Origin of the sequence: Pullulanibacillus sp. KACC 23026 (assembly GCF_029094525.1) — a bacterium.
Classification (GTDB): domain Bacteria; phylum Bacillota; class Bacilli; order Bacillales; family Sporolactobacillaceae; genus KACC-23026.
Map to the genome: position 1 here is coordinate 4,178,442 of NZ_CP119107.1, position 14,272 is coordinate 4,192,713.

At 36.6% G+C, this 14,272-nt stretch carries 7 protein-coding genes, 3 pseudogenes and 1 riboswitch; of the genes and pseudogenes, 5 read left to right on the top strand and 5 right to left on the bottom strand.

The features are described 5' to 3' along the window. The first annotated feature begins 425 nt into the window (after window positions 1-425). The gene (locus tag PU629_RS19360; RefSeq protein ID WP_275281675.1) at window positions 426-1,454 is read left to right on the top strand and encodes an RCC1 domain-containing protein; all 1,029 of its coding nucleotides are present in this window, start codon (window positions 426-428) and stop codon (window positions 1,452-1,454) included. Window positions 1,455-1,513: 59 nt separating this feature from the next. After that, window positions 1,514-8,707, top strand: a complete 7,194-nt coding sequence (locus PU629_RS19365) for a leucine-rich repeat protein (RefSeq protein ID WP_275284502.1) — start codon at window positions 1,514-1,516, stop codon at window positions 8,705-8,707. Window positions 8,708-9,184: 477 nt separating this feature from the next. On the opposite strand, the pseudogene PU629_RS19370 reads toward PU629_RS19365, so the two are convergent. Beyond that, window positions 9,185-9,663: pseudogene (locus PU629_RS19370) on the bottom strand (transposase); the annotation flags it as partial. A 37-nt stretch (window positions 9,664-9,700) separates the two neighbouring features. Here PU629_RS19370 and PU629_RS19375 point away from each other — a divergent pair. Continuing rightward, window positions 9,701-9,841 (top strand): annotated as a pseudogene (locus PU629_RS19375) (transposase); the annotation flags it as partial. 4 nt (window positions 9,842-9,845) lie between these two features. Here PU629_RS19375 and PU629_RS22665 read toward each other — a convergent pair. The 4 genes and pseudogenes from PU629_RS22665 to PU629_RS19390 form a co-directional block, all read right to left on the bottom strand. Continuing rightward, window positions 9,846-9,987: pseudogene (locus PU629_RS22665) on the bottom strand (IS5/IS1182 family transposase); the annotation flags it as partial. 54 nt (window positions 9,988-10,041) lie between these two features. Next, window positions 10,042-10,317, bottom strand: a complete 276-nt coding sequence (locus tag PU629_RS19380) for a hypothetical protein (protein WP_275281677.1) — start codon at window positions 10,315-10,317, stop codon at window positions 10,042-10,044. Window positions 10,318-10,452: 135 nt separating this feature from the next. Continuing rightward, window positions 10,453-10,595: riboswitch (cyclic di-AMP (ydaO/yuaA leader) on the bottom strand. A gap of 53 nt (window positions 10,596-10,648) precedes the next feature. Next, window positions 10,649-10,804, bottom strand: coding sequence for a hypothetical protein (locus PU629_RS19385; RefSeq protein WP_275281678.1), 156 nt, complete (start codon window positions 10,802-10,804; stop codon window positions 10,649-10,651). A 294-nt stretch (window positions 10,805-11,098) separates the two neighbouring features. After that, window positions 11,099-11,251: an AAA family ATPase gene (locus PU629_RS19390; protein WP_275281679.1), complete on the bottom strand. Its 153-nt coding sequence runs from the start codon at window positions 11,249-11,251 to the stop codon at window positions 11,099-11,101. Window positions 11,252-11,625: 374 nt separating this feature from the next. On the opposite strand from PU629_RS19390, the gene PU629_RS19395 reads away from it, so the two are divergent. Together PU629_RS19395 and PU629_RS19400 are read left to right on the top strand one after the other, a co-directional pair. Next, window positions 11,626-13,098 (top strand): spore germination protein, encoded by a 1,473-nt coding sequence (locus PU629_RS19395; RefSeq protein ID WP_275281680.1) that lies wholly within the window; start codon window positions 11,626-11,628, stop codon window positions 13,096-13,098. A gap of 28 nt (window positions 13,099-13,126) precedes the next feature. Next, complete coding sequence (locus PU629_RS19400; RefSeq protein ID WP_275281681.1) at window positions 13,127-14,269, top strand: Ger(x)C family spore germination protein; 1,143 nt, start codon at window positions 13,127-13,129, stop codon at window positions 14,267-14,269. Window positions 14,270-14,272 lie beyond the last annotated feature (3 nt).

Consider the following 14,272-nt stretch of genomic DNA (forward strand, 5'->3'; position numbering starts at 1 on the left):
CCCCCCCAAAAAAATTCTCAGTTACCGTGGATAATTAATAAGTTGATATATATTGTGTCAATTAAAATAATCTTGTAAATTTAATAAAAATTTGGTAAGTTTTAGAAAATGATACATTATTATAAAAATCGACATTTTGTATTCATCGATTTTAACTTTCAGTGTCTCAGAAGATAAAGAGGTGATGGGTAATAAGAATAATCTCTAAAATTTATAACTACTTTATTACTGACATTAGTCCCTTACAATCGTCTGGCCGATTATTCCAATTACACTACCTGCATTGGTAAGAGGAAAAGGCTTATGAAGATCACCTTAAAATTAATAAAGATGTGGATTCGCCGAGAAAAAGTGATATTTTTTTAGTTATTATAAATTAGAATTGTAGAAGCTAATTTATCTAGTTATAAGGGGAGAATTGATATATGAGTAAGTATAAATCAATTAATATGAGATTAAGGTCTAGACAAAGCATTTCTGTTTTCCTTACCGCGATACTAGTTTTCTCCTCTTTAGCTTTTTTTCCCCATCAGAGTGCAAAAGCAGATACTGTAAAAAAACAGGTTATTGTTTCTCAAATAGTAGCTGGTAATAAAAGTTTCTTTGCCTTGATGAATGATGGAACTGTAGAATCTTGGGGAGTAAATAGTTATGGTCAGCTTGGGATAGGGAATATGAAAAATCATAGTTCTCCTGTTACCATATTTGGAGCTGAAAGTGTAAAACAAATAGTTACTGGTAAAGGTAGTACCTATGCTTTGAGGAATAATGGAACAGTAGAGGCATGGGGATTGAATAATGACGGTCAGCTTGGAATAGGGGATACAAAAGATCAAAATAGACCTATAACAATCCCCGGATTGCAAGGCGTGAAACAATTAGTAGCTGGTGATTATAGTGTTTTTGCCCTAATGAGTGATGGAACAGTAAAAGCTTGGGGAAACAATAAATATGGTCAATTAGGTATAGGAAACAGTACTAATAAAAGTACACCTGTTAATGTGAATGGGCTAAATAATGTCAAACAGTTAGCTGCTAGTGCAGATAATGCTTATGCAATAATGGGTAATGGCAAAGTGTATGCATGGGGGAGAAACGAACAGGGTCAACTTGGTATTGGAGCCAAAACAAATAATAGTATACATGTTCCGATTGTTATTCCAGGTCTTACAGATGTAAGACAGATAGCTGCAAATAATCAAAGTGTTTATTCGTTAATGAGTGATGGAACAGTGAAAGCTTGGGGTTCTAACAATTATGGTCAACTTGGGTTAGGAAATACAACTAATCAAAGTGAACCTGTTGAAATAAAAGGATTAAATGACGTAAAACAATTGGTGTCTTACATCAGTAGCACCTATGCACTTATGAATGATGGTACTGTAGAAGCCTGGGGTTTAAATAACCGTGGCCAACTTGGATTAGGAAATACAACTAAAATAAACCAATTATAATCCCCCGGCTCGCCAATGTTAGGCAATTATCCGCTGGTCAAAATAGCGCAATTGCTTTGATGACTGATTATACGCTTAAAGCTTGGGGTAATTATAACTATAATCAGCTAGATAATCAAAGTAAACAAATTCAAACAACACCAGCTGATTTGATGATACTTCCGGGGGATACAGCCCCACCAACAATTAAACTCTCTCAAGAGAACAAGTCTAGAACAAAAGTAACAATAACTGCTTCTATTGTTGATAAAGGAAGTGGTTTAGCTGTCAAGAAGTGGACTGCGGGAAATCATAATTCAAGATATTTTTCAACAGGAGGTACAAACTTTAAAGGTTCATCCTTCAAAGTTACTGCAAATGGAACTTATACGGTTTATGCGAAAGATAAAGCTGGTAATACAGAGGTCAAAACTATCTTAGTAAGTCATATGGATAAAACCCTTCCAACTTCACTTATTAATTTAGTTTCCAAAGTTAAAACAGACCATTCGGTAAGTTTAAAATGGAATGTCCTAACTAAAGATAAGGGGAAAACTAAGTACTACATATTTAGAAATGATAAAAAAATAGGAAGTTCCACACACGCAGCATACGTAGACAAAGGTCTGTCACCAAACACAACTTATAATTATGTCATTAAAGCTTTAGATAAAGTTGGAAATGTTTTGTATGAAAGCAATGAACTAACTGTGGTTACTAAAAATCCATCAGACTCAACAGTACCTTCAAAGCCTAGTAAAATTTCTATTAAATCAAAGACAAACACATCAGTTACTCTTACTTGGGAAGATTTAAAGGATAATCCGGGAGAGATTGATTTCGACATCTATCGCAATGGTAAAAAAGTGGGTAACAGCAAAACAATAACCTACAAAGATTCTGGTTTAAAGGCTGGAACTACTTATAGGTATACAGTGAAATCAAAAGATGAAAGTGGAAATATTTCGGAGGCAAGTACTGCTTTAGCTGTTACAACTCTTGATACTGTTGATACAACGGCGCCTACAGCGCCTACGAATGTCACCTGGACATCTAAAACAGAAACATCGATAACTCTTTCTTGGAAAGCATCAACAGATGATGTCGGAGTTTCTTCTTATGAGATTTTCCGTGATGGAGAAGAAGTAGGTGTCTCTACTGATAATACGTATCAAGATGAAGATTTGGATTCGGGAGTTACTTACAACTATACAGTTAAGGCTGTTGATGCAGCAGGGAATGAATCAACGTCTAGTAGCCCAGTTAGTTTATCTCCTTCAACATCCTTTGACTATTCAGTAAATGGTGATGGGACTATAGCTATAACCGGCTATTCTGGAACTGATGCAAATTTAGCTATTCCAACTCAAATTGAAGGGAAAACAGTTACGATAATTGGAGATTATTCTTTTTCATCGAATGATAATATGACTGATATTTCTATTCCAGATACTGTAACATCTATAGGGACTGGCGCATTCCAATATTGTCAAAATCTTAAAAGTATTACAGTTAGCGATGATAATAAAAATTACAGCAGTAGTAATGGTGTATTGTATGATAAAAAAATGCAAACTTTAATTCAATACCCAATAGGTAATCCAGCATCCGAATTTGTTATCCCCGAGGGAGTGGAAGAAATAGGTTCAGAGGCATTTGAAATGAGTTCCAATTTAACGAAAATAACGTTGCCAAATAGTTTAACAACAATAGATGATTGGGCATTTGGCTTTTGTACAAACCTTTCAACTATTAAAATTCCGGATAATGTTACTAATATAAGTAGTTTTGCATTCTATAATTGTGACAGTCTAACGAATATACTGATTCCGGTTAACGTTACTAAACTAGGTCAATTTGCTTTTTCGGATTGCGATAATTTGCAGACTGCGACGATCGCTGGATATGCAACAGATATAAATGAATTTGTATTTGAATACTGTAATAACTTAACAAGTCTTACATTAGGAGATGATAATAATACTTTAAACCAAATGAAGATTGAAGACTATGCATTTCAAGGAATTACTAACTTAGCAAATATTACTTTTAAAAATGGAGTTGCGGATATAGGAGAATTTGTTTTGGATGATTGTGAGAATTTAAAAACCTTAACCATCGATAATAATCAAACCACCATCGAAGACTATGCGTTTTATGGTTGCTCTGGGTTGACTAATGTTAATTTAAATGTAAATAGAATAGGAGAATCGGCATTTGGAGATTGTAATAATTTAACAACCGTTGATATTAATGCTGTTAATATTGGGGACTCTGCCTTTGAATCATGTGATGACTTAACAACTGTTAATGTTTCCGCAGAGAATTTAGGAGAATGGACTTTTGGAGATATTAACAGTTTAACAAGTGCTAATATTGATGTAGAAAATATTGGAGATTGGGCATTTGGGGGATGTGAGAAATTATCGGATGTAACACTGGGTGGGAATGTAAAATCGATTGGTTATGGTGCTTTTGATTCTGATAATATGTCCAGTGTTAAAATTCCTAACAATGTGATTAGTATTGGGGGTCTGGCTTTTGGGGAAAATCCAAATTTATCTGATGTTACTTTAGGAAGTAACTTAAAAAGCATAGGTGATGATGCTTTTGTGTCGAGTGAGCAACTTAAAAGTATAGTTATACCGGCATCTGTAACATATATAGGAGAATGGGCGTTTGCAGATTGTGGGTTAATGTCTGTTAACTTTAACGGGCATCAGCCTGAGATGAATGATGATGCATTTGTTGGTTGTCCAGATAGCTTGATGATTTATTATAATTCATTGGAAGAAAGTGAACCACCTTCAAAACCTCAGGAAACAAGTTGGGCGGACCCTGTTGATACATCAAATGCGGCACACAAAATACAGATGGATATCCTAGACGTTAAAGGGGCACAGGATTTATCTTTTGAAATAAGCTACGATTCATCTCAATTAACAATTGGAACAATGGGGAGAGCGTGGAGTAATAATTACGACATTCGAATTGAGAAACAAAATGATGGTACCCTGTTTGTATACTGGTCACCATCGGCTTACACGGTGTTTACCCAAAATGAGGATGGTTCATATACCTGCAAATCTCTTGGTAAACAAAATGATGTTCTAAATCAGAATTCTGATGGTAGTTATACACTTAATAGCAATAATGATGAAATATATTCTTTTGATCCCGATGGCCAATTAACAAAAATACAAAATCGCACTGGTATGGATTTAACTATTACTCATAATTCTGATGGTAATGTTGTGATTACCGAACCTATTTCTGGTCAGTCGCTGACTATGACTTATAATTCTGATGGTATGATACAGAGTGTTTCAGACACTACTGGGAGGACGGTGAAATTCGGATATAACGCGATTGAATGTTTGACATCTATAACAGATGCAAATGGCAAGACAACAAATTTCACCTATGATAGAAGTGGACGTATTCTCACCGGAATTGACGGAGATGGGGTGAATTATTTTACTGATACCTATGATGATAAAGGACGGATATCATCACAGGATGATGCGGTAAATGGTAACCAACTTACCTATTTTGGCTATGATGATAGTTCAGATAATGGACAAACCACAGTTACAATAACTGATCGTAACGGTAATACACGTAAAAATATATTTAACAATCTAAATCAGCTTATTTCTGTAACAGATGAGAACGGTAATACTAAAACTTACTCTTATGATTCTAACGGGAATATATCAGAGGAAACCGATGCACTCGGTCACACTACATCTTCTACATATGACAATTATAATCATCTGATTGAACAAATAGACCCTGTGGGTTCGAAAACAGATTATACATATGACCCAAATGGTAATAGGCTCACCCAGGTAAACCCTGATGGAAGTAAAGTAGCCTTTACCTATGATTCTAGTAATCGTGTTACTAGTATGACAGATGTACATGGTAATAAAACAACCTACAAGTATGATCTAAATGGTCTTCTTGTTGAAAAAAATATAGGTGATAAAAAATATTCCTATACCTATAAAAATGGACTTCTTAAGACTACAACTGATCCTAATGGCGGAGTAACAACCTATTCTTATGATGATGAAGGTCGTATAGTTTCAATTACTGACGCAAATGGGAAGGAAACTACCTACACCTATGATGCTAATGGAAACCAAACTTCAAATACAGATCCGTTAGGTGATAAAATTACTTATACCTATGATAGCAACGGGAATCCACTCACAGAGACTGATGCAAGAGGGAATGTAACCACATATGCATATAATGGGAATGGAAAAGTGATTTCTTCAAAAGATCCCAAAGGAAATATGACCTTATATTCATATGAAGGGGAAGGTAGAATTGCAGAAATTAAGGATTCTCAAGGGAATACAACAAAAAAAATCTATGATCCTGCTGGCCAACTTCTTAGTGAAACGGATCCAAGTGGGAACATTACCTCTTATACCTATGATGCAGTCGGGAATGTTCTTACAATAACTGCACCAGGTGGGGGAGTTACATCCTATACCTATTACCCGAATGGGAAAGTTAAAACAGAAACTGATGCAGTGGGTAACTGTTTAACCTACAGCTATGATTCCGGAGGAAGGATTAATAGGGTAACAAATGCTGCTGGTAAAGATACTACGTATGACTATGATAATGCTGGCGATTTACTCAGCGTAACTGATCCATTAGGAGATAAGACTTCCTATACTTACGATACGTATGGGAATATACTCACGAAGACTGATCCAAACGGCAACGTCACGACCTTTAACTACGATGCTAATAACAACATGATAAGCAAAACGGATCAACTTGGGAATAAAACAAATTATACCTATGATGCTCAAAACAGATTGGTTAGCACTACCGATGCCAACGGGAATACAACAACGCTTACCTATAATGCTGTTGGAAGGATAATCGCACAAACTAATGCTCTTGGTGATAAAGTTTCCACGGATTATGATCCAAACGGTAATACTGTGAAAGTAACAGACGCACTCGGTAATGTTACAAACCAAACAACCTATGATTCTACAAATCTTCCATCAACTGTTGAAGACGCACTCGGTAATAAAACAAGTAACACCTATGATTCACTTGGGAATCTTATCCAAACATCAGATCCCATGGGGAATCAGACAACTTATGGGTATGATTCTTCAAGTAACCTTGTTTCTTCCACAGATTCAGATAATGGAAACAGTAACTATGGATATGACTCGGATGGAAATGAAACAACAATTACTGGACCTGATGGCGGTTCGACTAATTTTAATTATGATCAGGCAGGAAGATTAAAGTCTGAAACCACATCTTCAAATGGTACGATTACCTATGGCTATAACTCTTCGAATTTATTATCAGAGGTTACCAATGCACGTGGTCAAAAAAGGGATTATACGCATGACGATGCGGGTAGAATTAAGAGTTATACTGATCCGGATGGTACTACTTCTTATACCTATGATAAAAATGGAAACATTCTAACTGAAATGGATGCTCAGGGTACCATTAACCGTGCATATGACGCTAATAACCGAGTTATTAAGTATACTGATGCTAACGGAAATGAGATTAGATATAAGTATGATGCTGTGGGAAATCTTTCATCTCTCATCTACCCCGATGGTAAAACGGTTCAATATGGTTATGATGCTGCCAACCGACTTATTGAGGTAACAGATTGGAATGGGAGGAAAACAAGTTATACTTATGATGCAAATGGAAATTTAATTAAAACTATAAGGCCAGACGGCAGTGTTCAAACTGAGTCTTATGATGTTGCAGGAAGGCTTACTGGAATGAATGATGTTGATGCCAACAGCGATATCATCAACAAATATGCCTTTACTTACGACTCGGATGGCCATATTATAACTGAGGCATCGTCAACTGGGCAGAAGAATTCCTCGTTGTCTTATGATTCATTGGGAAGGCTTCTCAGCCGGAAAGATACCGATTCTAATGGAACTGTACTTGATAATTATTCCTATGTCTACGATGTTGCGGGGAATATCACATCTGGTGGTTCTAATAATCAGAGTGCTTCAATGATTTATGATACGCAAAACAAACTAACATCATATAACGGTCAAAGTATCAAATATGATGCTGACGGTAATATGATAAATGGACCGCTTGGTGCTAACGAAGTAAGTTTTTCCTATGACTCACGGAATAGGCTTGTTCAAGCAGGTGGAACATCATATACCTATGATTCGGAAGACAATCGGGTGTCTGCTTCAACAAATGGACAGACAATTAAATATGTTTATAACGATGTATCCAACGATCTAAGCCAATTGCTTGTCAGAACTGGACCTGATGGAAAAAGTACTTACTACGTCTATGGGATTGGTCTTATTGGAGAAGAAAACGCTGATGGAGACTATAGTGTCTATCACTTTGATTACCGTGGCAGCACAACTGCAATAACCAATACACAGGGAACCGTTACAGACCGTTATTCATATGGGGCATATGGTGAGCTTTTAAATCATTCTGGAACAAGCGACACCCCTTTCCTTTATAATGGACGAGATGGTGTGATAACAGACAGTGATGGCCTTTATTATCTTCGGGCGAGATACTATTCTCCTCAACTAATGCGTTTTATTAATGCTGATACAATGAAAGGCATCATCGGTAATAATGAGACTTTGAATAGATATGCTTATGCCAATGGAGACCCAGTTACATATGTTGATCCACATGGTAGATTTGTAACTGTTATTATTGGGGGTATTGCAGGTGCTCTTATAGGTGGAGGTGCTGATTTAATTAATCAAGTTCTGTCTGATAAGGGAGATTGGAATCAAGTAAACTGGGGTGAAGTGGAAATTAACGCTGGAACAGGGGCGATATCTGGGGCTCTTGCTGGGACAGGAATTGGATTGGGTGCATCAATTGCTATTAATGATGGCTTGGGAATTATAAACTATGTCGCCCCTCAATACATTGAAAATGGTCCAAAATCTATTACAACTAGTGGATTAATCACAACTGCACTTTTTAGCTCTGCAGGTGCAGCAATCGCAGGGGCCGGAATATTAAGTGGTAAAACAGGTGATTTTGTAAGGGACTACCAACAAACTAGTGCATTTGCAAAATTATTAAATATACAATCTGGAGTAGATATTGCAAAAATGGAAATAAAAAACAGATTAGTTAATGATGGTACAGTAGCTTTATTTAAAACATTGGGAGGAACTGCTATAAATACAAGTCTAACTGATACTACGAATTATTTTCTTAATAAATCCTCTGATACAAGAACTAAATAGGATATATTATAGTTAAAAGAGGTGAGTCGTATTAATTGGGTTTATGACATTCTAATTAAAATAATGATTTTACCGCTATTAGTTCAATTTTTAATTTTGATTCCTTTGTTTTTTGTAATGTCACTTTGTATATTTAACCTGTTAAAAATTATAAGTATATTAGTATATCATGGATCAAAAGATTATTATTACGCGAATAACTATGATCCGCTGACAACAAACAAAATTTTGTTAAGGTCACTATTTGTAACATCTTGCCTAATGGGTGGATATTTGGCATTAGAGTTTTTAAATTAGATTTCCTTAATTTATATCTCGCTAAATAATATATTTGAGGAATTTTGTAGTATATTGCTCTATAATCTTAATGTGTGTAGCCTTTGATGAGAAGGTCAGCCAATTTTGCTGACCCAGATTGTAGACAAAAGGCGCTTCATTTTTGTGAAGTGCCTTTTGTCATCCTTTATGTCGCCTATTTTAGGCCAATTCTGGACTTACCCAGGTCCAATTGGCCATTTTCTTCAAATTTATGGCAGCGAAAGTAAGCATCGCTTGCATGGCCAATTTTTTTAACCCTCTTGGGTTGTCCATCGCATACCATGCTTTTCTTTGGCATCGGCAAACACGCGTTCAATGGATTCTTTGCGTTTGGCATAGATGTGCTTATTTTCTTGCGTGTGACGAAGGTGATCGGCTTCCTCTAGATAAGGTTCCCAAACATGTCGTTGAATCAATTTCTTATGCTCCATACTTTGGGTACAGGAAGAAAGTAGAGGACAGGATTGACACTCCATAGGGTTTGAAAAATATTGGCGGTAGCCTTCCTTCGTCGTGGTTGAATAGGGGAGCATCTGCCCTTGCGGACAAATATAGGCATCATAATATTCGTCGTAGACATACTCTGTCTTGCGCATATAACCTTCTTTGGTTTTGGGGCGTGTATAAGGTAATGCAGGTGTCATGTCATTCGTAAAGAGATAGTGTTATCGAAATGGCTTTGTGTTAGGTACGATTGTCACCCCGGGGAACACACATGATAGTGCAATCTTTGAAGATTTGGTTGAACAAGTCATAGAAAAGCATGGTAAACCTAAGGTTGTAGCCGCTGATGCTGGATACAAGACACCTGCCATTGCAGCTGCCGTATGGAAAGAATAAACAAACTGCTTGGTTCGTTCATCCTTCACATAATACCCACTCTCAGGATCTGTTGTGCTTTCTTTAATTTCCTTGGCCGCTTCCTTTTCAAATTTATCCGGAGTAAAAGGCTTTTTCAGCATGGCTTCAGGACCAACGGTTAAATGCTTTGCCGAAAAGTCCATTTGGCATGGCCGTCAATTGATCCACTTAACACTTGGACCGAGGCCAATAAGCTCTGTAATCCCCGATTCAGGTCCATAGGCAACGGATGAATATAAATCAGCCGAAAGAATTGGAAGGGCTATAAACCAAATTAATTTATTATGCTGGGCATTTAATTCCTCTGTTCTCATAGGGCGACCGATTAATACACGCTTAATACTAAAAAAGTTTGATATGGCAAACCATAGCCCTAAAACGGAAAGAATAATCAGGAAAAATTCAATTATATGTATATGAGATTGAATCACGAAGATTCTCCTCCCTATAAATAAAATTACCGATAACTTATTTTTGGCTTTTACTTAAAAATTAACTATTCCTTTATTTACCTGCCTCTTTAAACGTTTAAAAAACAAAAAAACACCTAAAATTAGGTGGTTCGTTACCTCCTTTACTTTGGCCGACGAAGTTAGCTGACGGGTAGGATGGCAAAGAAGAAGAATACATCCCTTCTACAAAATTGTAGAATTAACCCCAAGAGAAATTGGGTCCTCCGTTCTCGTATGAGACTAGGCATTGTTTATTTACTTATGTCGTTGATGTTACTCCGAAGTAGTCAAACTGTAAAGAACTAATTTTTCATTTCAAATAGTAATCAACTAAGTTTTTCACACTCAAATCTTGATTTGGATGTCCAATAACCCTGAAAGCTAATTTGGTATTTTCGTCAAATATTACATATTCATATTGATCGATAGGGAATTCAACATGATTATATAGTTCTTCCTTTTCCACTTTACCTTCCCTTGCTATTTCCCTTAATTTGAAAACTTTTCTTTCGAGCCAATCCTGTCTTTTAAAGCCAGCCCTTGGTTTAAACCAATATGTTATTTTGACTTTAGTAAATGTTTTCTCGTAAAACCAATCTCCAACAACAGCAAGTTGATCTTCATCAAGATCTTCTAATATTAATTCAATCCCTACCTCAGGAAACTTTATTTTATCCGCATTAATATTCTCGTCTTCAATTATTTCTACAATAGAATGCTTAAAGTTGTCTTTCGTTTTTGAGTTTATATAAATCTTTTTTTAAACATAGTAATATCCTGGCTTAACACCAATCCCTATGCAATCAATAAGGTTAGACTTACCAATATTATTTTCTCCAATAATTGTAGTAAATGGTTTTAGTGGTATTGAGAACCCCTTTTCACCAAAATTTCTATAGTTCCTTACACTCAATTTTGAAATTTACACAAAAAGCCCCTTATGTTTTTATAATTTACATCATTAAACTTCTACAAAAAAATATAAAAACATCCAAATTTTAGGTAAAAAACTAATAAATAATAAATCAACATTGAAAAGTAACCAACTCTGCATTTCTATAAATTAAATTGATAACCTGGCTTGAATTTCTTGCAGGTCCGCCCGCCCTTTTTACTTTTTTGATTTTAATAAAATTGATATTTTATATCAACAGAGATAAACCTATACTTCCACAAATAAACTATGCATTTTTAGTGTTTTCCCGTTATATTTTTTTCAATTCATACATATTTACAGCAGTACTACATCAAACTAACATTTAATCTGGTTGAAGAGGCTTGGTAATTATGACAATTGAAAACGAAATATACAATTCAATTGAAAAAAACGAATCGGAACTAAATCAAACTTTCAATAATTGTACTGACTTTGTCATCAAGAAAATTCAGTTATCCGAGATTCCTTGTTTCGTGGCTTTTTTTTCCGGGCTTGTCGACACTGAACAGTTAAATAACTTCTTAATACGGCCTATCATGGAAAGATCTCAAGAGAAACAGCCTTCTCCGCTTCCACACACCCTCCGAAAAAATAAGGAGAAACATTTAGAATTAATGCAGCAATTGAAAAGCGAACGGATTTCTCTTGAAAAAATTATGACAGTACATAAATTACGAGAAGCGATTCAACATATCGCAGACGGCAAAGTGGCTTTCTTTATGGATGAATGCCCGATTGCTCTTATTTTGGACATCGGCAATTCAATTCAACGTTCACTCGAAGAACCGAAAACAGAAGTCTCATTGCGGGGCACCTACATCTCTTTTATTGAAAAATTAGATATAAATATTGTGTTAATCCGCCAGATTATTCGTTCTCCTGCTCTTAAAGTTGAAAGCATGACCATCGGGACAATGACTAATACTCCTGTCGCTATGCTATATTTGCAAAACGTCGCTCCGGATTCATTAATACAGGAAACCAAGAGACGGTTGAGCAACGTTAAAGTGGACAGTATTCAAGACACAGGAAATTTGGCTGAGTTGATTTCCGATACACCGTATTTCCTATTCCCACGACTGTTGACTACAGAACGTCCGGATACTGCAGCATCGTCGTTGCTCGAAGGTAAAGTCCTCATCTTGATGAACGGAACCTCCAAAGCACTTGTGGCTCCGACTAATTTCTGGGCACAGTTGCAAACGGTGGATGATTATTATTCCGGTGTATATGCAGCTATTTTCATGCGTTGGATGCGATTTTTTTTCACAATGATCACCTTTTTGCTTCCGGGCTTATTCGTAGCTTTCACCTCTTTCCATACTGAAATGATTCCGACCGATCTAGCCCTGACCATCACCGCATCGGAAGAACAGGTTCCTTTTCCAATTGTGGTTGAAGTATTTACAATGGAGATCATGTTTGAAGTAGTAAGGGAGGCTACTCTGCGTATGCCGAGAATGGTCGGCCAATCGATCGGCATAATTGGCGCTTTGATTCTCGGTCAAGCTGCCATTCAGGCAGGAATTGTGTCGGCTCCGGTAGTTATTGTCGTCTCCGTTTGCGGAATATCTTCCTTTCTAATTCCGCATATTACAATCAACTGGACCTTCCGCTTGTTAAAATATCCGTTTCTTCTGCTGTCATCGATGTTCGGCTTTTATGGTATAAGCGCGGGATTGATTGCACTGCTCATACATCTGGTAAATTTAAAGTCTTTTGGACAAAACTATATGGAACCGTTAGCGCCTTTCCGAATGTCGTTTTTTCGAGATGTGATCTTCCGGATTCCATGGGGTAAACTAAAAAGATCTCCAAGGTGAAAGATCATTTCTACCAGCAGGTGAATTCATGAAAAAAATCATCATGCTTAGTATGTTTCTAATAGTTCTACTTACCACGAGCGGTTGCTGGGATTACTACAGAATCGAAAATTTAGCTTTTGTCATGGCAGTCGGTTTTGACAAGGCAGAAAACGGCAAGACTAAGTCCACCTATCAAATTGCCCTGCCATCCGCATTATCTCTGACAGGGAATGGGGGAGACAAGCAGCCGATATTGGTCCTGACAGCAGAAGGGAAAGACGCAGTGGAAGCAGAAGCTAAAATCCAAAGCCAGCTTTCACGCAAACTCTCTTTCAGCCATCTCTCCTTAGTCATTTTTGGAGAACAATTTGCAAGACAAGGAATAAAAGCTAACCGCGATGTGCTTTTGCGTTCCCCTTATTCTCGGATAAACATGTTTGTGGTGACTAGCAAGGGCTCCACAGCGCAACAAGTGCTACAGACTCCTTATCCACTAGAACGCGTCCCTATCCTGGGTCTCAAGAAGATGCTGAACCTAGAAGGTAACAGAATCCTTATGTTCGATGAATTTTTAACTTTGCTTTCTTCCTCATCTCATGAACAATCTGCCTATTCGAAGGCTATCCGAATAAGCAATATGTCTTTTCCACCGGGTAAAATATTTGATACGGACGAAATCGCAGTGTACAGGAAAGAAAAACTAGCTGGTTTTCTTAACAGTCAGCAGGTGATCGAATTGTCCAGTTTATGGGGTTCGATCTCTCAGAAAAGCAAAACATATCCATTCGGAACGAACGAAACGATGGGCATAGAATTTTTGGACAGCAAATCACACGTTGAAATCAGAGTAAAAGAAGATCGTCCTCACATTAAAGTGAATCTGAATTTCAATTGCCAAGTAATAGAAAATAATACGTCTATAAAATTAGCTGATCAAAAAGATTTGCAAAAAGCTCAGGAAAAACTGGATGTACTAATGAAAAAAAATGCAGAACTAACAATGCATATTTTACAGAAAAAAATGAAATCGGACATTTGGGGTTTTGGAAAAATGGTACATGATCAGGATCCTGTATTATGGAAAAACATAAAGAAAAATTGGTATAGTATCTATCCCGAAATTCCGATCGAGGTGGATGTAAAAGTGAATCTTCTGATGCAAGGTCGGATTCAATCTACCCAAAGATAAGGA